This window comes from Actinopolymorpha alba DSM 45243 (assembly GCF_000373925.1).
In the GTDB taxonomy this organism is placed as follows: domain Bacteria; phylum Actinomycetota; class Actinomycetes; order Propionibacteriales; family Actinopolymorphaceae; genus Actinopolymorpha; species Actinopolymorpha alba.
In genome coordinates, this window is record NZ_KB892812.1 from 119,799 (window position 1) to 143,778 (window position 23,980).

Here is a 23,980-nt window from a genome sequence, read left to right on the forward strand (position 1 = left end):
GAGATTCACCGTTCGGTCTGTCAGTCGATGAGGATGCTCACGATATCGGCGACGGTACGGGCGCAGCCCCACGACAGACTCACCCCTGCCCCTCCATGGCCGTAGTTGTGGATGATCCATCCGACGGGGAGTTCCTCTGCTTCTAGCTGGATGTCCTGGCGAGTCGGGCGTAACCCAACGCGATGGCCAATGACCTGGGCATCGGCTAGACGCGGATCTATTGACCGGCACCTGGCGAGGATTCGATGAGCGATACCGGGGTCGGGATCCCGTTCCCACACGTCCTTCTCTGCCGTACCACCGAGGAGTACGTGGTCGCGGTGAGGGTAGATCGCGATGAATTCCGAATCGTCGCCGGTGTCAGCTTCGATGAAGTTCGTGAGTCCGGGATTGGTGACGGCGACGTGGTACCCCCGGACGGGGTAGAGGTCGGGATCGGGGACTAACTCACGGGCGCCGATGCCAGTGCAGTTCACGATGACCTGGGCGTTGTCAGCGGCGCGAAGCGATGTGATGCGTGCGATGTCGAGGCGACCGCCGGCGCGCTTCAACCTCGTCGTGAGGTACGACAGGTACTCCGGCATGTCGAGCAGGGGAGCCGAGTAGAAGGTCCCGTAGCAGTAGCCAGGCGGGAGCTCGTCGGGCCGACACGCTCGCCGATCCGACAGGAGCCGTGCCCATTCCGGCGGCTCATGGTAGGTCGTCGAAACCTCGATGCCTGAAGCGATCCGTACGCCGGTGCTCGCTTCCTCCGCCAGGTCGGTGAGGATATCGAGGGTCTGCTTTGCCCAGGGCAACACTCGGTCCCGCGGATCGACCATCCACGGCCCCCACAGCGCGCCTGCCACTGCGGATGTGGAGTGCTCGGGTGGTTCAGCGGTCTTCACAACGACCGGAAAGCCGGACTCGGCCAGGACGACAGCGGTGGTCAGGCCGATGACCCCGCCTCCCACAACCAGGATCGGATCCGCGTGAGTCATCGTGACGGGACTACCTGCCGAGCGAGTGCACGTTCGAGGATGGGTAAGAAGTCTCGTACGTACTCGTTACGGCTGGCGCGCCGGAGCCGGCTCGCCAGCCGCTGGAGGACATCGACACTCCGCGCGGAACGAACGGTCTTCATGCGTTCGGTCGCGGTCATTCCGATAGCGCAGGCATCCTCGAACTTCCCCGATGCGGCGGCTGCCGTGGCAAGCCAGGCGCCCTCAAACAGAGATCGTCGTTGCTGTGGGTCGTCAAGCGGCCGTTGATATGCGCCTGTACGAAGGAGCGCTTCGCCGCGGCGGAGCAGTTTCCGACCGGTCGTACGGTCGCCGGCATCGATCGCGAGAGTGCCGGCATGAGCGAGGGCGTAACCTGCTTGGACGTCGAGATGGTTCGGCGTAAGGAAGTACATCCAGTCGGGCTGCTCGGCGCCTTGATCGTCACTCACCATGTCAAGCGCCGACTGGTATGCCTGTTCGAAGCTCGGGACGTCGCCACTGATCGCGTACCCATACGAGAGACGGGTCTGGACGGATGCGCGCACGTTGACTGGCGTTCCGACCGCGATCTTGGCGGCCGTCTCGCCGAGACTGACCGCATCCTCTGGTTGTTCCAAAGTCGCTGCCTGGAACGCCAGGTCGGCCACGATGTGAGCGGCCATCGGCCGGTAGTTCGATTCGCGGGCGGCCCGTAACGCGGTGAAGAAGTAGCGCTGTGCGAGTCCATGCTTCCCGGCGTCGAATGCCATCCACCCAGCGAGTTGGCCAATGGTGGCGAGCGCGGCGATGAGGCGATTCTCAACCTTGGCGGCGTGGCCGCCCTGTCGGATGAGGAGGGCAACAGTCCGGAAGTGGGCCCCAACATAGTCCAGATGCATGCCTCCACCGCCAGCGTCGTCGAGCTTCTGCAGGAGCGGAATGGAATGCTCCAGTTGCTCGAGTAGCGGTCCTCCATCGCCGGGTGCGAGCGGCTCCTGGTGGACGGAGATCGGCGCCGACAGGTATCCGGTGGCCTGCGCGGTGAGGCTGGCGCCGGAGATAGCGAGGAATTGTCGCCGATCGAGCAAGCCGCTCACCACCCAGTCATCGATTACCTTGAGTGTGCCACGGCGGCCCCATGGCAGGTCCAGCCCTGTGTCAGCGGTGACGACGTAGGGCGACTCGGTGGCCATGCCTTGCCAGAGTTCTGCCACCGTCACCGGTCTGCCCAGTTCCGCTGAAAGCAGCGAGGCGACCAAGGTAGGAACTGGCGGTCTCGGAATCCGGCCTGTGTCACGCCAGTGGTACGGCGCCGTCTCGGCGATCGTACCGGCGCCGAAGGCGCGGTTGACGCGCTGAGCGAGCGTACGCGGCGACCAGCCCAGCTCATCCAGAAGCCGGTGCAGGACAGCGTTCGGCTGCCTCTTCCCCCTCTCCGCAGGTGTGTCCATAACCAGTCCCGTCTCGCAGTCGCCACCCCGCTGCCCAGCCCTACCGACCACGTACAGCTGGGGACCAAGTTGACAGTTTTGACACATTCAACGCCTCCCCGCAAGCACGGGTAGCGGCTGAAATTGCGCGTGTCGTTAGCGCTGCGGGGCGAGAGAGGCCGCCGCATCTGTAGAGATCGGGGAAGGAGCCAGTCGTGAGGTCTTCAATGTGGAAGGCCGCGAACTTCATGGTGTTCGTCGTGCTCGGGTTTTTCTACGTGATGGTCGTGTCGCGATGAGCGCGGACGGCCTGGACAGCGGCAAGGTGGATTGGATCTGGGACGGCCGTCTTGCCCAAATGGGCTACACCCAGAGCGACCTCAGCACGCTTGCCCGCGTGCTGTTGCGGACCTGCCCGCACTGCGGCGCTGAGCCAGGAGCGTACTGCGTCAACACCTCGTCCGGTGTGCTGCTCGAAGGGCTCGATACTCAGCACGTGTCACGCAGGACGATGCCGGATCACGCCTAGCGTCGAGCTGGCCGTCCATAGCGTCGAAAGATCCGTGAGAACACAGGAGGTGGAACGGTTATGGATGCTGCTATGAACGTCGTACGCCCGTGGGGATTGACCAGGATGGGATCATTCGCCTCGCCTGCATGTGTGGCGCCGGCGCGGATGGAGGTAGATCCAGCCACCCAGCTTGGGGTGTACTACGACGCTGAAGGTCAGGCTATTCAGGCCGGCAAGCACGGGACGATCCGCAACACGCAGAAGCCGCGGATGACCAACCAGGATGGGAAGCAGGTCGCCGACGCGCCCGATCCGGATGCGCAGAAGGACTGAGAGGACCTGCGGTGGATACCGGAGCGGTGCTCGTGATCACGGGAGAGGACACCACGGCCGATGCGGTCATCGAGCACCTGAATGCTCGTGGTGTACGCGTGGCAAGGCTCGACCTGGCGGACTTCCCGGAAACCGTCTCCGTAGCTGCCCACCTTGGCGGCGGCGAGGGCGTGCGCGGCGCGTTGCGTACGCCCTCGCGAAGCGTGGATCTGGCAGCCGTAAGAAGCCTGTATTACCGGCGGCCATCTCTGCCGACGTTTCCACAATTGAGCGACCAGGACGCGCGGTTCGCGCTGGCGCAGGTTCGCTACGGATTTGCTGGTGTATTGGACGCTCTACCGGGCTGCCTTTACGTGAATCACCCTCGCCGCGCTGGTGTTGCGGAGTACAAGCCGGCGCAGCTGGCGGTTGCCGCTTCGCTCGGTTTCGAGGTGCCGGCGACCTTGATCACCAATCGGGCCGAGGAGGCGGTGGCATTCGCGAAGGCGTGTGGGCCGATCGTCTACAAACCGCTCGCCTCTCCGACGTACCAGGTGAAGGGCGAATTCCGCACGGTGTGGGTACGCGAGGTCGATCCCGCTGACCTGGACGACACGGTGGCCGGCACGGCGCACCTCTTCCAGGCGAAGGTGGACAAGGTTGCCGATCTTCGGGTGACGGTGGTGGGTGAGCAGGTGTTCTGCGTGCAGATCACCTCGTCACTGGTGGATTGGCGGGAGCGGTACGACCTGATCGAGCGCTACACCGTCATCGACCCTCCGGCCGGCTTGCCAACTCGACTGCGCCGCTACCTGGATCGGTTCGGACTGGCGTACGGCTGCTTCGACTTCGGCCTTGGTCGAGATGGAACGTGGTGGTGGTACGAGTGCAACCCGGCCGGCGAGTGGGGCTGGCTGGAGGCTGAAACTAACCTGCCGGTCGCAGCGGCATTCGCTGACCTGCTGGAACGGGGACTCCTGACATGACGACGAACATTTCCGATGTCGAGGCGCAGGGCGCCCAGCTGCGCCTGGCGCTGGCGGACCGACTGGCAAGGTCCGGAGACCTGCGTAGTCCCGCCTGGCGGGCGGCGGTCGAAGCGGTGCCTCGGCACCTGTTCGTTCCGGCGTTCTTCCGGTACCGCGACGACGGAAGCTATCTGTGGGAGCCGGTGACGGCCGAAAGGTGCGGAGCCGCTGCGTGGCTGGACGCGGCGTACTCCGATGACTCGCTCGTCACCCAACTCGACGGCAAGGTTGCCCCCACCGACGTGGACGAACCCGTCCAGGGGACGCCGACCTCTTCGGCGACGATGCCGAGCCTGGTCGTACGCATGTGGGAGCGGCTGCAGGTCGAGGACGGCATGCGGGTCGCCGAGATCGGGACGGGGACCGGCTACTCCACCGCCCTCGGCTGCGCCCGGCTCGGCTCGGAGTACGTCACCTCGATCGAGGTCGACGCTGAGGTGTCGGCCCGCGCGCGTACGGCGCTGCGTACCGCTGGGTTCGAGCCCCGGCTCGTCGTGGGCGACGCCTTGGACAGCTTGGACAGCTTGGGCAGTCTGGAGTCCGGCGGCCGGCGATATGACCGGGTGATCGCGACCTGCTCGGTACGTACGCTGCCGTATGCCTGGGTGGCGGCGGCCCGGCCCGGCGCGTTGATTCTGGCGACGCTGTCGGGCTGGCTCGACGCGTACGGAATGGTGCGCTTGCGGGTCGGTGATGACGGCACGGCGAGTGGGTCGTTCGTGGAGCCCACCTCGTTTATGCTGGCGCGCCGCCACGAGCGGCCGGGCGTTCCCACCTTCAGTACTGATCTCGATCTTCAGGCCCGAGCTGCTGTCGTGAACGCGCGCATCCTTGACGAGCCGATCAGTCGGTTCGTGGCTCAGCTGGCCGCACCGAACGCGCAGTACGCCAGGGCGGTCGCCGCTGACGACAGCCCTGGGGCGGACTACTTCATCGATGTGAGCAGCGGTTCCTACGCGGTCCTCGATGAAGCGCCCGACGGGACGACGAGAGTTCGCCAGGGTGGACCGGTTCGGTTGTGGGACGCCGTTGAGGAGGCTGTTGCTGGGTGGCGGCGTGCGGGCTCGCCGGGCATTGACGCGTTCAGCCTTCACGTCACTCCAGACGGACAGACTGTCAGCCTCGCGACTGCGGACGGGTCGGTCACGTGGCAGCCTCCGACCTGACGGCTCGCCCAGGTGTCGCCGCTCCTGCGATGTGCACGGTCACGCATCTGAACCGACTGTCGACGGAGTGTGGCGCTTCGTGTGAGGATGCGCCCTATTGCAGGTGACTCTGATGCTTCTGACCCTGCCCAGGATCCGGGCGATGAGGAGGGCGGCCGTCGCGGATCCATGGAGCAGGCCGACTTTGCCGCGGGGAGCCGCGGCCCGGCCTCGCGGCTCTCGTCGAAGCGATGGGGCTGGTAACGACAGAGCCGCTAGACAAGCTCATCGTCGGACGGACCTGAGCGGATGGACGAGGACCCGCCGGCCCGGGATCTTGCTCGCCGCACCGCCGAGTACCACGCGTTCTACGGCTGGCTGCGGCGACGCACCGACCGGGCTGCGGCATCTGTCGGCGCCGGACATTAGCGTTGTCCTTCGATGCCACCGCGCCGCCACGACGCCAACGGCCAGCCGAAGGGGAGGGAATGTCAGCGTACAGACGGCTTCCCCGCAACATCTTCGCCTTCACGACGACCGACCTGGCGGAGCTGCACACCGCGACCCTGCAGGCGTTCGGCGACGCGCACGAGCGGCTCGAGACCGCGCTCACGTTCGACGACGTGCGGAGCCACCTGCGGGCGATGGGCTGGTATGCGCACCTCAGTGACGCCGAGCTGTCCTCCACGCTCCGGTCGTTGACGCAGTGGGGCCTGCTCGACGTCGTTCAGAACCACGCCGCCCACTACGCGAGCGCGGAGGAGTACGAACGCAAGAACCTGCAGTACTCCCTCACCAAGGCCGGCGAGGCAGCCTTCGAAGGCGTCCAGCGCGCCCTCACCGTACTCGCGTCCACCGGCGCCCTGCAGACGGCCGTCCTGGAGGCGATCTCCGACCGGCTCGACGAGTTGCACGGCTACCAGCTTGACGAACGCTCGTCTGACCGCCGCATCTTCACCGCGCTGACGGAGCTGGAGGGCCACCTCGACGCCCTGCGGTCCAACACCAAGCAGTTCAACTCCGAGCTGCAACGTCTGATCCGGGACGACGCGACCGACCTCGCGATGTTCCACGAGGTCAAGCGCGCGACGATCGCCTACCTCGAGGAGTTTGTCACCCACCTCGACGTACGCAAGCACGCTATCCAGGAAGCCCTCCGCCGCGTCGACGACCATGGCGCGACCGCACTCCACCGACGGGCGCTAAGGGGCGCCGACCTGCCGGCGTTCGGTGGCGACGATCCGGGTCCGGCCTGGCTGGCGCACCGCGCGAACCGGTGGGATGGGCTGCGGGCGTGGTTCCTTCCGGACGACGAGGGCGCGCCACGGATCGAAGAGCTGCGCGACATCGCGCGCCGGGCGATTATCTCGCTGATGCGGGTGCTCGAGCGGATCAGCGAGTCCCGCCGGCGTTCGTCGAGCACGGTGTCCGACTTCCGCGCGCTCGCCCGCTGGTTCGCCAGCGTCCCCTCCGAGGACGACGCGCACAAACTGTGGGACGCCGCGTTCGGGCTCGGGTCCGCGCGGCACGCCCACCTCGCGCCCGACGACGTGGAGGCCGTGCCGTCCTCGACGCCGTGGTCCGAGGTCGAACCCGTCCCGGTCTCGCCCCTGCTGCGCACCCGCGGCCGCAACGAGCAGGTCGGCCGTACCGCCAAGGTTCGCGACATCCGCGCCCTCCGTGAACGCCGCCGCACCGCCGCCCGCCTGGAGCGTGCCGAGCTCGAGGCGGCCTGGAACGCCCTTGCCACCAACGGAGTTGTACGCCTGTCCAGCCTCGGCCGACTCGACCATTCAGCGTTCGAGCACCTGCTGGACCTCGTCGGCCGGGCGCTGGCCGGAGCCGCCGACTCGTCAGGCGTACGCCGCGGCACCAGCGCCGACGGTCGCGTCGAGATCACCCTGGTCGCGCCATCCGACGGACGGACCGCGACGCTGCGCACCCCGCGCGGCCGGTTCGGTGGGCCCGACTATCACCTGCGGATCCAGCTGACCGAGGAAACGGGGCAGGAGGCGCGGCGCGAGGCGGCGCGAAGTGAGGCGGGCCGGGAGAGTCGACGGGAGGCGCGGCGGTGACCGCCCTCGGCAACCAGCTCGTACGCCAGGAGGCCGAGGAGATCTCCCGCGGCATCCGCCTCCTGCTCGCCACTCCGTTGCTCGTCGCCGACCATGATCGGGAAAGCTTCGACGTGGTACGCCGGCGGCGCGGGCCACTCCAGAAATGGTTCGACTACTACTGCGGTTGGCGGCTGGTCGTCGAGCCGCGGCTGGGGTACGCCCGGCTGGTGAAGGTCCGTAACCGCCCCAACTCCGAGAGACCAGCTCGGCGGCAGCGGTCGGGGCGGGCGCCGTTCGACCGGCGACGCTACACGTTGTTCTGCGTCCTCGCGGCCGAGCTGCTGTCCGGTCCGGTAACGACGATCGGCCTGCTTGCGGACCGGGTGGTGCAGGCGACCGCGAACGACGCCGAGGTCCCGACGCTCGACACCGCCCGTCGCGACGAGCGGTCGGCGTTCGTTGACGCTCTCAAGCTGCTCGAACGCTTCGGCGCGGCCGTCGCCGCCGACGGTGTCACCGAGGCGTACCTCGAACACGAGGATGCCAAGGTTCTCTACCGGGTCGACCACACCCGGCTGCTCCGGCTGCTCGCGGCACCCGTACCCCCCTCTCGGGTGGCGGAGGAGGAGACGGCCGGCGAAGCGGGCGAGGCGACGAACGAGAGCGCAGGCGAGTCGGAGGATGCAGCGGCGGCCGATAAGCCAGGAGGCGAGGCAGAGAGCGAGGTGGACGCGAGGGTCGTCGATCCGGACGAGCGGCTGAAGCGTCTGCTCGTCGAGGCGCGCTACGGAGACGCCGCCGACCCGGCGGGCGACGCCGACGACGTACGCCGCAACCTGTGGGCGCGGCACTCCCTGATGCGCCGGCTGTTCGAGGAGCCGGTGACGTACCGCGCCGACCTCAGCCAAGCAGAGCGAGCGTACGCCGAGTCGTTGACCGGCCGGCGGCTGATCCGGCAGGCCGCTGAGCAGGCCGGCCTTATCCTCGAGGAACGCGCGGAGGGGTTCCTGCTCGTCGACGCCGACGCCCTCGCGACCGACGACAAGTTCCCCGACGATCGGAACAACGCCAAGGTGGCCGCCTTACTGCTGCTCGACGAACTCGTCGCCGCGGGCGCTCCACTCGACCGTGCCGACCTCGTGAAGAGAGCCGAAGCGCTCCTCGCCACCGAGCCCAGCTGGGCCCGCGCGTACCAGTCCGAGGGTGGAGCGGCCCGGTTGGCAGATGACGGGGTCCGCGTGTTGTGCGGCTTCGGTCTCGCTCGCCGCGACGAAGGGGCCGTCCGAGCACTGCCGGCGGCGGCCCGCTACACAGTCGTACGCCCAGACAGCACGCCCGACGAGCGAGGGCCCGATCATGGGCAGCAACGGAGCCGGAGCCAGGATGCCGCCCAATGATGTGGTGACCGAGATGCCCGCCGCGCACGCTCTTCCGGTCGCGGACGAGGCAAATGCGGGCGCCCCCGAGACCCCCGCCGACGACTCCGAGCGCTGGCGGCCCGTCCGCGCCGGGATCATCAACGTCTGGCGCTACTACGACGAGACGTTCCACTTCCACGGCGGCCGGATGCTGCTGCGCGGCCCCAACGGCACCGGCAAGTCGAAGGCGCTCGAACTCCTGCTGCCCTACCTGTACGACGCCAACCTGCAGCCCCGCCGGCTGTCGACGTTCGGCGGCACCGAACGCACCATGCACTGGAACCTCATGGGCGACGGCTACGACGGCACCAACCGCGTGGGGTACGTCTGGCTCGAGTTCGGCCGGCTGGAGGGCGAGCGGGAGGAGTGGTTCACCTGCGGAGCGCGGCTCCAGGCGAGCACCAACACTCGGTCGGTGGGTTCCACCTACTTCACCAGCACCCAGCGGATCGGCGTGCCCGGCGGGCTGGCCCTGGTCAACGACGCGGGCCGACCACTGACGAGGCAGGACCTCGGGACCGCGCTCGGCGACGCCGGCCAGCTCCACGACTCCGGTGGTGACTACCGCCGGACCGTCCGGCAGACCCTCTTCCCGGGCTTCACGGAGCAGAAGTACGACGCGCTCGTCATGGCGCTCCTCCAACTCCGTACCCCCAAGCTGTCCGAGCACCTCGATCCGGGTGTGCTGTCCACCTTGCTGTCCCGCGCGCTGCCGCCGCTGGACCACGGAGACATCGCCGAGATCGCGGAAGGGTTCGAACGCCTCGACCGGCAGCAGAAAGATCTCGAACGCCTCGACACCGAGGTCGAGGCCGCCGACGCGCTGGCCAAAGCTCAGCTCACCTACGCCCGTCGGGTCCTGCGCGCCGCCGCGGCCCGGCTCATCTCCGCGACCTCCACCATGGACGGCCTGACCCGCAAGGCGCGGGAGAGCCAGGAGGCGTACGAACGAACGAACGCCGAAATCGAGACGCTCGCGACCCGTCAAGACGACCTTGACGCCGAGTCACGCCAGGCGCGGGCCAGGATCGAGACACTCACCAACCTCGACGCCTACCGCGAGGGTAGGGAACTCGACCAACTCCGCGACCAGCGACGCGAGGCGGTCCGGCGCGCGGAAGGTGAGCGGGCGCGTGCCGACCAACTCGCCGAGAGCGCTCGCGACGCCGAGGAGCGGGCTCAGGCCGCGGGGCTGAAAGCCGAGCAGGCCGGTCAGCATGCCGACCGGTGCCGGCTGGATGCGGAGCACGCGGCCCGTCGACCCGGCATGCTCGCGGTCTTCGACGAACTCGCCGCGGTGCCCGACGTGAGCACGGCCAAACACCTGCTCCGCGGGGCGGTGGAGAGCCGGCGGACGCAGGTCGGTCAGGTCCGTAAGAACCTCCGGGAGCACGAGCGCGCGATCGAGCGGCGCAAGGAAGCCGAACGCCTCCTCGAGGACGCGCGGAACGCCCTCGCCACGGTGGAGGCCCGGGCCGACCAGGCCCGCCAGCGCCACGATGCGGCCCTCGCCACGCTCACCGACGACCTCGCGGCCTGGGCGGACGGCTGCCCGGAACTCCCGCTCGACGTCGACGCCCTCACCGCCGCGGCGGCGAGCGAGACCGCCGTTCTCACGATCGTCAACGCCGCGACAGAGCAGGTGACCACCGCGATCACCCGCGCCGAAGAGGCCGAACGGTCCCGCCGGAAGGCGTTGGCGGCGGAGCGCGACGCCAAGTCGGCGGAGCGGGCCAAGCTCGAGCGGGCGCCTGACGTGCCGCCGCCTCCCTACACCCGTGGCCTCGATCGTTCGACGTTGCCGGGTGCGCCGTTGTGGCGTCTGGTGTCGTTCAAGCCCGACGTCGATCCGTCGACGCAGGCGGGCGTCGAGGCGGCGCTGGAGGCGTCTGGGCTGTTGGACGCGTGGGTGTTCCCTGACGGGCGGCTTGACGCGCCGGGCAACGACGCTTTCGCCGAGCCGGCGTTCGGCACCACGGTCGACGGCCCGACCCTGGCTGACGTGCTGGTGGGCGAGTCTGACGCGCCGGTCCCCGCTGAGCGGGTGGCCCGGCTTCTGAACGCGGTGGCCTACGCCGGCAGCGCCCCCGACCACGTGGTCGCGGTGGGCGGCGATGGTAGCTGGCGACTGGCCGCCGCGTACGGCCGCTGGCACAAGCCCGAACCCAGCTACATCGGGGCCACCGCACGCGAGCGTGCCCGCCAGCGCCGGATCGCCGAGCTGGACGCCGAGATCGCCGCGATCGACGACCAGCTCGCCGCGGTGGACGAGGCGCTGCGGCAGCTTGCCGCACGGCGGGACCGGCTCGCCGACGAGGTACGCCGGCGCCCTGACCATGGCCCGCTGGCTGCCGCGATCGAGGCTCTGCGTACCACCGAAGCGGAGTTGGGCCCACGCCGCGACGCCGTGAGTCGGCACCGGGAGTCGGTCACGGAGTGGGAGGAACGCGTCGCGACCGCCGTCAAGGCACTGACGACGACCGCCGCGCAGCACGGGTTGCCGACCCGGGACGACGCACTCGACCAGGTGGTGGAGGCGCTCGACGCCTTCCGCTCGCAGGGCGAGGACTGGCTCGCCGCCCGCCAGGAGGAGACGACCGCTCGGGAACACGCGAGCACCCTCGTCGGCCTCGCGGCGGAGGCGCACTCCTCGGCTCGCGCCGCCGTGGCTGCCGCTGCCGACCGTGAGGCCGAGGCGGGCGAGCTCGCCGAACGCCTGGCCGCGGTGGAGAGTTCGGTCGGCGCGGAGTACCGCGAGCTGGTCGAGCAGATCGGTCAGCTGCGGGCCCGGCTCGCCGCCATCGAGCCGGAACGCAAGGAACTCGGCAGCCAGGCACAAACGCTGGGGGTCCGGCTCGGCCGGTTGGACAGCGACCGCCGCACCGCCGAGGCGGGTCGCGACGAGGCGGTGGTCGAACGCGACACCGCCGCAGCGCGATTCCGCCATCTGTGTGCGGGACACCTGCCGGCAGATGCCCGGATGGACGTCGACCCGGCCGCCCAGGAGACGACGAGAGCCGTTCTTGACACCGCCCGGCGGGTCGCTGACGCGTGGGGATCAGTGCCGTACGAGCCGGCTGACCTGCGCCGCGCGGAGGGTCGCGTCTCTGACCAGATGCATGCCGCCGAGGAGATCCTCGCCGGGCGGGCCGACCTGTCGTTCGAGATCGACGACGGCGACCGCGTGCTGACGGCGAACGTCGACGGACTCCGGACCGGCGTCTCCCAGCTCGCGCAGGTGCTGCGGACCGAGCGCGACCAGGCGCGGACCCATCTCACCGATGCCGAGCGGGACCTCTTCGATCGGACGCTCACCGGTGACACCCGCCGCCAGCTGGCCGCGCGTATCCGGCAGGCGCACGACCTGGTGGACACGATGAACCACCACCTCGCGCAGGTTCGTACGGCGTCAAAGGTCCGCGTCCGGCTGGACTGGCGGGTGGACCCGCAACTTCCGACGGGTACGCGGGAGGCCCGGGATCTCCTCCTACGCGACCCGGCCCGGCTGGGCACGGCGGAGCGGGACGCCCTGCACACGTTCTTCCGGGCGCGGATCGACGAAGCCCGCGCCCTCGATACCTCAGCGAACTGGGACGAGCAGCTGCTCGAGGTGCTCGACTACACCAGGTGGCATCAGTTCACCGTCGACCTCGACCGCGACGACGGGGAGGGCTGGCGCCGGGTGACGAAGCGGCTGCACGGCGCGTTGTCGGGTGGGGAGAAGGCGATCGTCCTGCACCTGCCGTTGTTCGCCGCGGCGTCCGCCCACTACCGCTCCACGCCGATCGCGCCCCGGCTCATCCTGCTGGACGAGGTCTTTGTCGGCGTCGACTCGGTGAACCGCGGGCAGTTGCTGCAGCTGTTGTCGGCGTTCGATCTGGATCTCATGCTCACCTCCGACCACGAGTGGTGTACGTACGCCGAACTCGATGGCATCGCCATCCACCAGCTGATCACCGACTCTGACGACAATGCCGTGACGACCGCGCGGTTCACTTGGGATGGCCGGCGACTCAGGGCGGCGAGCGACGATCCTGACGATGACGGGCTCTTCCCGGTGGACGGCGATGCCAGCTGACCTGACCGTCGCGGCGCGGGCGTCGCTGGACCGTCCCGAACTCGCGCCGTTGTGGTCGGCGCTGCGGGAACGCTTCGAGTCCGGGCAGCCGGTCACGCGCGTCCGGGTCGGCCCGCTGGACGTCGACCAGCAGACCGCGCTGGCGGACCTGCTCGGGCTGCTGCGCCTGCCGGGTGAGTTCGCGCGGGTGTCGCTCGAGCAACTCGACCGGGTGCTCGTCGACATGACGGCTCTCGAATCTCGTTCTGTCGTTGAGATTCTCACCGGTCCACTGGTCGACCGCGCCGCGGCTCGGCTGGCCGACCGCGAGGCGCGCGACGCACTGTGGAACTGGTTGGACAATCACCCGGTCGTCCGGTCAGAGCCGGCACTGCGCGACTGGGTGGCGCGGGTCCGTCGGGCCGGCGTCGTGGAGGGCTCGGTGCCGCAGACCAGGCGGCTGCTCGAACGCGCGCTCGCCGTCCTCGGCGCTCTGCCGGCCGACGGCCTACCGTTGCCGGCGTTCGCGGAATCCACCTGCGGCGACGAGCATGGCCTGGACGACGGGCGCCGGCTGTCGACGCTGGTCCTCCACGCTCTGGCGACGTTGTACGACGAACCCGAACCCGCGAACGCTGAGCATCGCCGCCAGCTCTGGGAGCGGGCCGGCGTCGCCTGTGACACCTTGTCGACGACGGTCCTGGTTGCTGGTCTGCGTCCTGGCGGCGACAGCGCGTTGGCGAAGGTCCTGCGGATCTGGGCTGATGCCGGGCAGGCCGGGGTTGTCACGCTGGACCAGGTACGCGTGGCCGGCGCTCTTGACGCCTGTGCCTCGACAGTGTGGGTGGTCGAAAATCCTTCGGTGCTGGCGATGGCGGTGGCGCGCTTCACGACCGCCTGCCCGCCGATGGTCTGCACGTCCGGCTGGCCCAACAGCGCGACCATCCTGCTCCTCCGTCGCCTTCGCGAGGCCGGGGCCGAGATTCGCTACCACGGCGACTTCGACGGTGACGGCCTCCGAATCGCGGCGTACGTCTGTAGCAAGGTCGGCGCGGTGCCGTGGCGCATGACCAGCCGCGACTACCTCGCCGCCGCAACGCCCGGAGGCAGAAGCCCGGGGCGAGTCACCGATGTGCCGTGGGATGCCGAACTCGGGCCGCACGTTCGATCCTTGGGGGTCGCCGTGCCGGAGGAACGCGTCGCAACGGAACTCCTCGACGAGCTCGCTGCGCAATTGATCCGCACCGGGCCAGGATGAGGAAGAGTTTTCGTCGCTATCTGACTGAAATCCTTCCCGATCCTCGCGCCGCCAGGCTGATTGGCCTGCCGTCTCAGGATCTGGATGGTCGGGGTGTACGCAACGTGAGACAGCGTTGACCTCGCGCTTCAATTCCCCACCATGCAAGGTGAATCGGGCGCGTGCGAAATTCCCTGACCTGATTGACGTACGCGGGGAGGTCTGCCAGGCTCCTGCAGTGCGGGAAGGGTAGAAGTCGAGACGAGCGGAGCCGGAGACATATCCGGTGGACCGCGATTGTTCTGCTGACACGGGCGTTCCCTGGCCGATTCGGGTTGATGGCCGGCATCGCCCTCGCCAATGGTGCGCTCCCGATGGTGTTCGCCTTCCTGGTGGCGTCGTTGGTTGACGCGTTACCGGCTCTCGTTCGCGGTGACCCGGGAGCGGACCAGGCTGTTGTCGGCGTACTGATTGCAGTAATCCTCGTGCTGGTCGCCCAGGAGTTGGTACGCGCCAGCTATCAGGTCGTCCGCTGGGATCTCTATCGCCGATACGAGGAATACCTTGTCGCACGGGTGCTTCGAGCGACCCTGGCGTCACCACAGTTGGCGTTGTTCGAGGATCCCGCCCTTGCGGGTAAGGCGGATCGCGCCGTACGCATCGCCGGGCTCGAGCCAGGTGATCTGGTTGATGGCCTGAGTACGAAGTGGGGCCAGCAGGCGAAGGGGTTGGCGGCCGCCGCCCTCGTCGCGACGGTGTGGCCGGTAGCCGCGGGTGTCCTCGCCGTGCTGTGGCTGCTGATCGGCCAACGGATGCAGGCGGACATGCGTCGTGCCGACCTGTCGACCTGGGGCGGCGCCGTGCGGCGGGCGGACTACCTCAACCAGATTGGCGTACGACCGGAGTGGGCTAAAGAGGTTCGCATCTTCGGACTCGGCGACTGGCTGGCTGATCGGTTCGGCCGGGAGTGGGCCGTAGTAATGGCGGAGCTGCGAAAGGCTCGTCGCTTCGACCAACGGGCCATCGTCGTCCTGCTCGTCGCGGCGATCGTTGCCAACGCGGTAGTCCTCGGGTTGGCGGCCCGCGCAACACTGGACGGAACGCTTAACGATGGTGAACTAATCGTCCTGGTGCAGGGCCTGCTCGGTATGGCGTTCCTGGCCGATCAGTCGGGCGACAACCTGATCGAGTACGGCGCGAGCCGCATCCCGACCTTGCTCGAACTCGAGCAGGCCGTGGCCAGCCTCGTGCCGCGAGCTACGCCCGGCGGCCAGCGGGCGGCGCGACGACCCACCCAAGAGATCAGGTTCGACGGGGTGTGCTTCACCTATCCGGGCCGCGACCGACCGGTGCTCGACGGACTCGACCTGTCGATCGAGGCGGGCCAGTCGTTGGGTGTCGTCGGACTGAACGGCGCCGGCAAAACCACCCTGATCAAGCTGCTCACCGGCCTGGCGACACCACAACGCGGGCGGATCACCATCGACGGCGTTGACCTCACGGACCTGGACCCGACATCCTGGCGCCGACTCGTCGCGGCGATCTTCCAGGACTTCGTACGCTACGAGCTTCCCGCCCGGGACAACCTCGGCTTCGGTGCGGTCGAGGACCTGCGCGCGAATGACGTCGACACAGGGCTCGTCGAAGCCGCGCGCTGGGCGGGCGCCGATACCGTCGTGGCCGGCCTTCCGCAGGGTCTGGACACGACGCTGTCCCGTCGGTTCTCAGGTGGTGTCGATCTGTCCGGCGGCCAGTGGCAGAAGATCGCGTTGGCCCGGGCGAGCGCCGCCGTACAAGCCGGCGCGCGGGTGCTGATCCTCGACGAGCCGACCGCGCACCTCGATGTGCGGGCCGAGGCCGACATCTACGACCGCTTCCTCGAACTCACTCGCGGTCTCACGACGATCGTGATCAGCCATCGGTTTTCGACCGTACGCCGAGCGGACCGGATCGTGGTCCTCGACGGCGGCCGGATCACCGAAAGCGGTACCCACGCTGAGCTGACCGCTGCCGGTGGCACCTATGCGCGGCTGTTCGCACGTCAGGCGATGCGGTACGCCGACCTGGCGGAGTCGGCGCCGCCCAAGGCTGTGGGAGGCGATGATGCCTGAGCACATCCCGCCTGTGAGCCGCATTCGCGCGCTCCTCCTCGTCCTCGGGTTCGCCTGGAACGCCGATCCCTGGCGGTCGATCCTTGCGTTCGCGGTATTCGGCGTACAGGCACTTGCCCAGTCGTTGTTCGCGTGGTGGCTGAAGCTGATCGTCGACGGCGTCCACGCGGGCGACGCCTACGCCGTCGCCACAGGCACTGGCGGGATCGTCGTCTCCGTCGCCGGCAGCGCGATGTTGTCGTACGCCGGAAACCGGATCCAGGCGGTGCTACGGGACCGCACCACTCACCTGGTGCACCGTCGTACGCTCACGTTAGTCGCCCGCACACCGACCCTGGAAATCCACGAAACACCGGGCCATCTCGCACAACTCGACGCGTTGCGGCGGGAGAGTTATGTCTTCAGCCAGGTCATTCCGTCATTGATCGAAACGTTCGCACTCGGCATTCGAATCATCGCTACCACTCTGCTGCTGGCGAGCATCCATCCACTGCTGCTTCTTCTGCCAGTCTTCGGGCTGCCGGCGTTGGTGGTCAGTCCGAAGACCGGTGGGTTGTTTCGGGTGGGGAACGAACGTGCCGCCGAACCGGCCCGGCGCGCCAACCACCTGGTCGAACTCACCGCGACCACAGGAGGAGCCAAGGAGGTACGACTGTTCCGCCTCGGCGAGGAACTCCTGGCCCGTTTCCACGCCAGTCACCGGGAGATTCGCACTATCCACCACAGGATCCAGCTTCGCGCCGCGTACATCGGGCTTGCCGCTCAGCTGGGGTTCCTCGTCGGTTACGCGGGCGCGCTGTGGTTCGTCGTCGACCTGGCCGCCGATGGCCGGGCATCGCTCGGTGAAGCTGCATTGACCGCGGTGCTGGCCGGTCAGGTCCTCGGCCTGGTCACGGGCTCTGCTGAGCTGTTGCAGTACAGCTGGCAGAACCTCGTCACCGCGAGCAGATACATCCATCTGCAGGACGTCGCGACTGAGGTACGGCGGCGGGTAAACCAGGCTGCCGTTGTTCCCCATCAGCTCGTTGACGGAATCCGTTTCGAGAACGTCTCTTACCGCTATCCGCTCGGCGCCGGCGAGGCGCTGGTCGATGTCAACCTGTCCTTGCCGGCGGGAAGCACCGTCGCCGTGGTCGGCGACAACGGAGCGGGTAAGACCACCTTGGTCAAGTTGCTGGCCGGTCTCTATGTCCCGAGTGGCGGGCGCATCGTTGTCGATGGTGTTGACCTTGCCCAGCTCGATCCGGAGCGCTGGCGACAGCGGGTCTCGGCGGGATTCCAGGACCATGCGAGATTCGAGTTCGCGGTCCGCGAAACCGTTGGCCTCGGTGACCTCGCGACCCTCGACAACGGTGCCGGCGTGGACGAGACCGTACGATCGGCGTTGAGCCGGGCCGTCGCCACCGACGTGCTCAACGCACTTCCGGCCGGGCTCGACACCCAGCTCGGACCGAGCTGGCCAGGTGGTGTCGACCTGTCCGGAGGTCAGTGGCAGAAACTCGCGCTCGCGCGGGCGATGATGCGTACCCGGCCGTTGCTGCTTCTCCTCGACGAACCCACCGCGGCACTGGACGCCGACACCGAACACCAGCTCTTCGAACGCTGGACCGCCAAGGCCCGCGAACTCCGCACCTCAACCGGCGCGATCACCCTTCTCGTCTCCCACCGATTTTCGACCGTCCGCATGGCCGATCTCATCATCGTCCTCGACAGTGGACGGATCGTCGAAACCGGTAGCCACACCGAACTCCTCGCCCGGCAAGGGACGTACGCCCAGCTCTTCGAACTCCAGGCGCGTTCTTACCGTTGATCCGACGGGAGGGATCGGCCGAGTACGAATCGGACCAGCTGTAGCACCAGAATGATGGCGAGCGCGACGGGGATACCGATCCACGGACCCCGGATCACCATGCCGATGATCGCGACGGCACCCAAACCCGAGAAGAGGTGGAGCCAACTCCGCGCCGTTTTGATCCGCTGGCGGCGCCGGAATTCCTCCGAGCCCAGCGAGAGGCTCGCGTTGGTCAGCGACGGCGTGGTGGGGTTGCGGCCAGGCGGTTGGTCAGGCGCGACGTACGGCACGCCAAGGAGGTCGGCGAAGGCCCGGTGCCGGTCCTGTGGGGGACGCCTCGTGTCGGTGGCAGCGGCGGCGAGCGCCGTCGTGTCCTTGCCGTCCTCGCTGGAGACGAGGAGGTGGCTTTCGTTGAATGCCTTCGTGAGCTCGTCGACCTGATCACGGCGATCGGCCGACTCGAGCACGTCACCCGTCGTACGGTACAGCGCTGCGCGGAACTGCTCGGAGTCGACGGTCCAGACCAGCACGCCACGCCCGAGTAGCTGCACGAGCAGGGGCGCGAACCGCTCGGCGGCCTGCCGATCCACCGGCACGGTGGTCCAGCCCTGCGCATGCTCCATGCCGGTCCGGTCGGACCAGCCCGGCGCGAGCGTGGTCAGGGCGTCGAGCACGCTGTCGGTGTCCGCGGCGACCTGCAGAATCGTGTAGTCCACGACGTTCACAGTAATCCAGCGACCGCCGGTGAGTAGGTGACGGCGCGGCTCCTCGCGGTGGCGGTGGCGGGTGGTGGGTGGCGCCGCGGGGACGGCACCGTCGTTCGGCAGTTATCCACAGGCGGGTCGGCCGTCGTTCCGCAGGCGGTCACTTTCACCGTAGGCTTCGTTGGCATGGGACCAAAGGTCGTCGACTGGGAGTACGTCAGCGAGCTGGGCAAGCGGATCGAACGCTCCGCCAACGAGACCATGCCGCAGGCGAGCCGGCTCGCCGCCGAGGCGCAGGAAGCCATGATGGGTGCGGGCCAGGGGGGCGGGATGTTCGTCGTCGCGTCCTTCTTCTTCGGCTCCGAGTATGTCGAGCAGTCCTTCCAGATCAAGCAGGAGATTTCCGCTGAGCTGAACGACGCCGCCCAGGCGACGTCGAGGAACTGGGAAGCGACCGAAGAACGCAACACCTTCAGGGAAGGCGAATGAGTAATCCTTATGACTCCATGGCCGGTGCGGTGGGTCCCGGCAAGGAATTCGGCAACATCGCGTTCTACTCGTCGTTGGCCGCCTGCGCGGCGTTCCCTGAGCTCCTGCTGCCCGTCTCGGCCGCCAAGAGCGGCATTCTCCTGAAGCAGGTCCTGCAGCGGATCTCCACCCAGGTTTCGAATCGGACGAGCAGGACGACCCGGGTGATCCGGTTCGGCAAGTCCGAGAGCATCGTCACGCAGTTCATCCCGACCGACGCCCTGACCAGTGTGCCGATGCGGTTGTTCCTCATCCGTACCGACACCGCCAAGATGATGGAGGCATGCTCCAAGATCCATGAGGCGGCCAAGCTGGGCAGCCAGCTCTACGACGAGCTGCGCAGGCACGGCGACAGCATCACTGATCAGAACTGGAAGGCAGCTGACCAGGAAGAATTCAGCACCCTTCTCACCGTGCACGGAGCCGGCATCCTCGCCACGGCCCAGCTCGGCTACGTCACGGCGACAATGACCGCGCTGACGGCGATGCTGCGGTTCGTCCAGCTCCTCATCGCGATGGTGATCATGGTGATCCTCGCCGCCATGGCGGTGGCATTCTGGATCGCGATGGCCATCCCCGGTGGCCAGGGCGTCGCCATGTCCATCCGCAACTTCGGCCGGCCGCTGATCAAGACCGTCCAGACCATCATCCGGGTCATGGACGAGATCATGATCAAGGTCGGCTGGGCGCACGCGGGGCTGGTCGGCATCATGGGAGTGAACGCCGCCGCCGTGGACGGCTACAAGATCGGCGACATCGAGGGCGGCGGCTGGCAGAACCTCGGCGACTCCGCTGTAGACATCGTGGACAACATGCTCGAGAAGTGGAAGCGCGCCGGTCTCAAGGGGATCAACGGGCTCAGCGGCTTCTGATCCGCGCAGTGACCTACGCTGACTCGGATGCCTCGATGTAGTAGGCGAGGCCCGGCCGGAGTTCGATCCCGAGAATGGCGGCCACCCGGTCGCGGCTGTCGTCAGTGACTTCATAGGACCCGGCGTACAACTGCTCATCGTCGCCGTACTGAAACAACGGCCGCAGCTCATCGATCTTCTCCTCAGGGAATTCCTGAGAGAAGACGAGTGCGTCCTCCTGATCGAATCCGACAATCTCGCGTACGACCGACATGCCGTACCTCCTCTTCCGACGGTCTCGATAATCACTCGCGAGGCCGCGCGGACAGTCAGGCAGGCCGCGCAAGATGGCTCCTTGCGCGTCCTTGCGTTCGATCGACGAAGCAGAAAGGGGTGTCCAGGTACCGTCCGAAAATAGACTCGCACAGGGCGGAGGCCGTCGCTAGGCTCTTGAGCACAACCTGGCCTGGTCCCGGGCAGCTTACGTCGTGAGTGCACCCGGGGTCAGGAGATCTCACCGGACCATCGCGGCCCGGTTGGTCTCCTGACCCCGGGTGCTTTCGTTTCAGGGCAATGCGGAGGCGTGGACCAGGACCAGGAGACCAGGCTTCAGTCGTTCGTTCGAAGGAGTCGAAGACGTGAGTTGGATTCGCCTCGTCGACATCAGCAAGAGGTTCGACGGTCACCAGATCCTGCGCAACGTCCACTTCCGGGTGGGTGAGGGCGACAAGGTTGGTCTGATCGGGCCGAACGGCGCCGGTAAGACCACGGTGCTCAACCTGATCCTGGTGCGGGAAAGCCCGGATTCCGGCACGGTTGACATCACCGAAGGCATCAGTATCGGCTATTTCTCGCAGTTCTCTGAGCTCAGCGGGGACGCGAGCGTCCTTGAGGTTCTGGACGCGCTCTTCGCCGACGTGCACGCCGTCGAGAAGGAGTTGGCCGACATCGAGACCGCTCTGGGCAATGTGGCCGACGACTCCACGATGAGCCATCTCCTCGCCCGTCAGGCCGCACTGTTTGAGCAGATGGAAGCGTTGGGCGGTTGGACGTACGAGAATCAGATCGACACGGTGCTGAGCAGGCTCGGCTTCAGCGCAGAGCTCCGCCGCCTCCCGATCAGCCAGCTTTCCGGTGGTTGGCGTAACCGGGCCGCGTTGGCGCGGATCCTCCTACAGGCGCCTGACGTACTGCTCATGGACGAGCCGACGAACTACCTCGACGTCGATGGCCTGCGGTGGTTGGAAGGATGGTTCCAGAAGTTCCGCGGCGCGCTGGTCGCGGTCTCCCATGACCGCCATTTCCTCAACGTCGTTGCCAATCGCATCGCGGAGGTGGAGAACTACCGCCTCCAGGAGTACGAAGGCAACTACGGCGACTACGTACGCAAGAAGCAGTTCCGCCTCAAGACGCTGGAGCGGGAGTTCGTCCACGAGGAAGAGCTGTTGGTGTACGAGCAGGAGGCGCTGGCCGATCGGCGCGAGGCCGCCAAGAATCCGGGCAGGAGACTTCAACGGCGCCTGGCTGACATCAAGAAAGATGTCACACCCCGCCCGGTCGACCGTATTGTCACCGACATCTACAACAACCTCTACGTCGCCAACGACCTTTGTCGCGTGGAGAACGTCGCGAGATCCTACGACGGTAGGCCGATCTTCGAGGACGTGTCGCTCGAGATCCATCGCGGGGATCGCCTGGCGATCGTGGGGCCGAACGGCTCCGGTAAGAGCACTCTCCTCGATCTCCTGGCAGGAATCGCCAGCCCTGACTCAGGGCGCGTTGTCTGGAGTAAAGGAGTCGGGTTCGCCTACTACAACCGCCTTCTGGCGAACCTCGACCCGCAGGACACCGTGAGCCATGCCGTCAACGCGTTACCGGACAGCCTGGCGTTCCACTCGCCGCGCAAGAAGGTCAACCGCTTCCTGTCGCTCTTCAGGTTCTCCGAGCTGGACCTCAACCAGAAGATCGGCACGCTTTCGGGCGGGCAGCAGGCCAGGGTCGCGCTCGCGCAGTGCCTGCTTTCGGGCGCGGCCGTGGTCATCCTCGACGAGCCCACCAATCATCTGGACATCACGAGTACGCAGGTCATGGAACGCGCACTCGTGCACTTCCCGGGCGCCGTCGTCGTGGTCAGCCACGACCGCTACTTCATCGACAAGGTCTGCGATCGGACGCTGGCGTTCGAGAGCGGCGGGAGGGTCCGGGAGGTGGCTGGGGCCTGGAGCTGACGTCCAGCGTTTCAGGTCTGGTAGGCGGGTGTGCCCTTGTCCGCCTACCAGATGGCTGTTACAGTTCAGACTGTCTCACCTTGTGGATGCAAGCGACTCGGATTCGCTCCCGCGAGGTTCCTGGGACTCTAAGGTTCGCGATCTCTCGATCATTCTGCGGTGGCGCGGAGCACCGCACCGTTCATCCGCAAGCACACGCGCTGGGTACGCGGTCTCCGCGGCCGGCCGATCGTGGGCTCCATTCGGCGAACCACCAATCACACCTTCATTTCTGACTCGCACGTCGTAAGGAGACTGTGCATGAGCAATACCAGCCTGCTAGACAGGCAGGACATCAGCAGAGCGCCAGACGCTCACGTCGAAGCCCGTACTCCGGTCCATGGCATCGTGGATCTGCGGAGCGGCGGGGGTGGGCCGCAACGAAGTTCGGGGCCGGATCCGACACAGCATCATGGTTTCGTACGCGCCAACGGCTATCTGCCCGCGCCCGACGACGCTTACGTCTCGATGGCGTTCATCCGCAAGTACGCCTTGCGTACCGGCGATCTGATCAGCGGGATGGCCGGCCAACCCCGTGAGTCGCCCCGTCAACGCCAGAAGTCCCCTCCGCTCGTACGCATCGACACGATCAACGGCGCGGAGCCCGAATACACCCGCGGGCGGCCCAGGTTCGCCGAACTGGTTCCGCTGTATCCAGACGAGAGACTGCGGCTGGAGACCGATCCGCACAATCTGACCGCTCGGACCATCGACCTGATCATGCCTGTCGGGAAGGGGCAACGGGCGCTGATCGTCGCGCCGCCCAAGGCCGGCAAAACCGTTGTGCTGCGGGATATCGCCCGCGCGATCGGCAAGAATCATCCGGAGTGTCACCTGATGGTCGTCCTGATTGGCGAACGCCCCGAAGAGGTGACCGACCTGGAACGCTCGGTGCCGGGCGAGGTGATCGGCTCGACGTTCGACCGACCCGCCGTCGACCATATTTCCCTTGCCGAGTTGTCGATCGAACGCGCCAAACGCCTGGTCGAGCTGGGCAACGACGTGGTCGTACTCCTCGATTCGCTCACCCGGCTTGGCCGTGCGTACAATCTGGCGGCCCCGACATCCGGTCGTACCCTTACCGGCGGTGTCGACTCGACGGCGTTGTCGTCGCCGAAGAGGCTGCTCGGCGCCGCCCGCAATATCGAGAACGGCGGTTCGCTGACCATCTTCGCCACCGCGCTCGTCGAAACTGGTTCGGCCGGCGACACCCTGATCTACGAGGAATACAAGGGGACCGGCAATGCCGAGCTGAAGCTCGACCGCACGCTCGCGAACAGAAGGATCTATCCGGCGGTCGACATCGAGGCATCCGGCACCCGCAAGGAAGAACTCCTGCTGTCGCCGGATGAGTTGGTCGTAACCCACCGGCTGCGCCGAGCCTTGCAGGCCAGGGACGGCCGACAGGCCACCGACTATCTGCTCGAATACCTACGTAAAACTCGTACGAACGCCGAGTTCCTCAGCCACCTACCCGGCTAGGGTCGGTCCCTCTGCCAGCCCCTTGCCGAGCGCCGCTGGACCCGGCAGACTCGGCCCGCTTGGGAGGGGATCCTGCCGGCGAATGTGG

General features: G+C 67.3%; 17 protein-coding genes and 1 pseudogene. 14 read left to right on the forward strand and 4 right to left on the reverse strand.

Annotated elements, in window-relative coordinates:
• Window positions 1–20: 20 nt before the first annotated feature.
• Window positions 21–980 carry an FAD-dependent oxidoreductase gene (locus B141_RS0135375; RefSeq protein WP_020579908.1) on the reverse strand — a complete coding sequence of 320 codons (960 nt, stop codon included), beginning with the start codon at window positions 978–980 and terminating at the stop codon, window positions 21–23.
• Window positions 977–2,413 carry an NsdA family TPR-like regulatory protein gene (locus B141_RS0135380; protein WP_020579909.1) on the reverse strand — a complete coding sequence of 479 codons (1,437 nt, stop codon included), beginning with the start codon at window positions 2,411–2,413 and terminating at the stop codon, window positions 977–979. Before B141_RS0135380 ends, B141_RS0135375 begins: the two co-directional genes overlap by 4 nt.
• A 208-nt stretch (window positions 2,414–2,621) precedes the next feature.
• Here B141_RS0135380 and B141_RS0135390 point away from each other — a divergent pair, with 208 nt between their 5' ends.
• The 10 genes from B141_RS0135390 to B141_RS0135440 all read left to right on the forward strand — a co-directional run bounded on the left by B141_RS0135390 (window position 2,622) and on the right by B141_RS0135440 (window position 18,078).
• Window positions 2,622–2,921, forward strand: a complete 300-nt coding sequence (locus B141_RS0135390) for a zinc finger domain-containing protein (RefSeq protein ID WP_237742892.1) — start codon at window positions 2,622–2,624, stop codon at window positions 2,919–2,921.
• A gap of 60 nt (window positions 2,922–2,981) precedes the next feature.
• On the forward strand, window positions 2,982–3,236 hold the full coding sequence (tgmA, locus tag B141_RS48335; protein ID WP_084678725.1) for a putative ATP-grasp-modified RiPP: 255 nt from the start codon (window positions 2,982–2,984) through the stop codon (window positions 3,234–3,236).
• Window positions 3,237–3,247: 11 nt separating this feature from the next.
• Complete coding sequence (gene tgmB / locus B141_RS0135400; protein WP_020579912.1) at window positions 3,248–4,201, forward strand: ATP-grasp ribosomal peptide maturase; 954 nt, start codon at window positions 3,248–3,250, stop codon at window positions 4,199–4,201.
• Entirely contained in the window at window positions 4,198–5,409 is a 1,212-nt protein-coding gene (gene tgmC, locus B141_RS0135405; protein ID WP_020579913.1) for an ATP-grasp peptide maturase system methyltransferase, read from the forward strand. Before tgmB ends, tgmC begins: the two co-directional genes overlap by 4 nt.
• A 467-nt stretch (window positions 5,410–5,876) precedes the next feature.
• Window positions 5,877–7,463: a TIGR02677 family protein gene (locus B141_RS0135415; protein ID WP_020579915.1), complete on the forward strand. Its 1,587-nt coding sequence runs from the start codon at window positions 5,877–5,879 to the stop codon at window positions 7,461–7,463.
• Window positions 7,460–8,842 (forward strand): TIGR02678 family protein, encoded by a 1,383-nt coding sequence (locus B141_RS0135420; RefSeq protein ID WP_020579916.1) that lies wholly within the window; start codon window positions 7,460–7,462, stop codon window positions 8,840–8,842. Before B141_RS0135415 ends, B141_RS0135420 begins: the two co-directional genes overlap by 4 nt.
• Complete coding sequence (locus B141_RS0135425; protein ID WP_202806035.1) at window positions 8,829–12,941, forward strand: TIGR02680 family protein; 4,113 nt, start codon at window positions 8,829–8,831, stop codon at window positions 12,939–12,941. Before B141_RS0135420 ends, B141_RS0135425 begins: the two co-directional genes overlap by 14 nt.
• On the forward strand, window positions 12,904–14,178 hold the full coding sequence (locus tag B141_RS0135430) for a TIGR02679 family protein (protein ID WP_202806036.1): 1,275 nt from the start codon (window positions 12,904–12,906) through the stop codon (window positions 14,176–14,178). Before B141_RS0135425 ends, B141_RS0135430 begins: the two co-directional genes overlap by 38 nt.
• A gap of 317 nt (window positions 14,179–14,495) precedes the next feature.
• Window positions 14,496–16,268, forward strand: a complete 1,773-nt coding sequence (locus tag B141_RS44545) for an ABC transporter ATP-binding protein (protein WP_020579919.1) — start codon at window positions 14,496–14,498, stop codon at window positions 16,266–16,268.
• Window positions 16,269–16,281: 13 nt separating this feature from the next.
• Complete coding sequence (locus B141_RS0135440) at window positions 16,282–18,078, forward strand: ABC transporter ATP-binding protein (RefSeq protein WP_051114279.1); 1,797 nt, start codon at window positions 16,282–16,284, stop codon at window positions 18,076–18,078.
• On the opposite strand, the gene B141_RS0135445 is transcribed toward B141_RS0135440, so the two are convergent.
• Window positions 18,069–18,776 (reverse strand): hypothetical protein, encoded by a 708-nt coding sequence (locus B141_RS0135445; protein WP_157181537.1) that lies wholly within the window; start codon window positions 18,774–18,776, stop codon window positions 18,069–18,071. The two genes, B141_RS0135440 and B141_RS0135445, sit on opposite strands and share 10 nt — an antisense overlap.
• Window positions 18,777–18,950: 174 nt before the next feature.
• On the opposite strand from B141_RS0135445, the gene B141_RS0135450 reads away from it, so the two are divergent.
• Both B141_RS0135450 and B141_RS0135455 read left to right on the forward strand, forming a co-directional pair.
• Entirely contained in the window at window positions 18,951–19,253 is a 303-nt protein-coding gene (locus B141_RS0135450; RefSeq protein ID WP_157181538.1) for a hypothetical protein, read from the forward strand.
• The gene (locus B141_RS0135455; RefSeq protein ID WP_157181539.1) at window positions 19,250–20,164 is read left to right on the forward strand and encodes a hypothetical protein; all 915 of its coding nucleotides are present in this window, start codon (window positions 19,250–19,252) and stop codon (window positions 20,162–20,164) included. The genes B141_RS0135450 and B141_RS0135455 overlap by 4 nt, the downstream gene beginning before the upstream one ends.
• A 13-nt stretch (window positions 20,165–20,177) precedes the next feature.
• Here B141_RS0135455 and B141_RS0135460 read toward each other — a convergent pair whose 3' ends face one another.
• Window positions 20,178–20,417 (reverse strand): DUF7683 domain-containing protein, encoded by a 240-nt coding sequence (locus B141_RS0135460; RefSeq protein WP_020579924.1) that lies wholly within the window; start codon window positions 20,415–20,417, stop codon window positions 20,178–20,180.
• Window positions 20,418–20,781: 364 nt separating this feature from the next.
• On the opposite strand from B141_RS0135460, the gene B141_RS0135465 reads away from it, so the two are divergent.
• Complete coding sequence (locus tag B141_RS0135465) at window positions 20,782–22,371, forward strand: ABC-F family ATP-binding cassette domain-containing protein (RefSeq protein WP_020579925.1); 1,590 nt, start codon at window positions 20,782–20,784, stop codon at window positions 22,369–22,371.
• A gap of 321 nt (window positions 22,372–22,692) precedes the next feature.
• Window positions 22,693–23,892, forward strand: a pseudogene (rho, locus tag B141_RS44550) (transcription termination factor Rho); the annotation flags it as partial.
• Window positions 23,893–23,980: the final 88 nt, after the last annotated feature.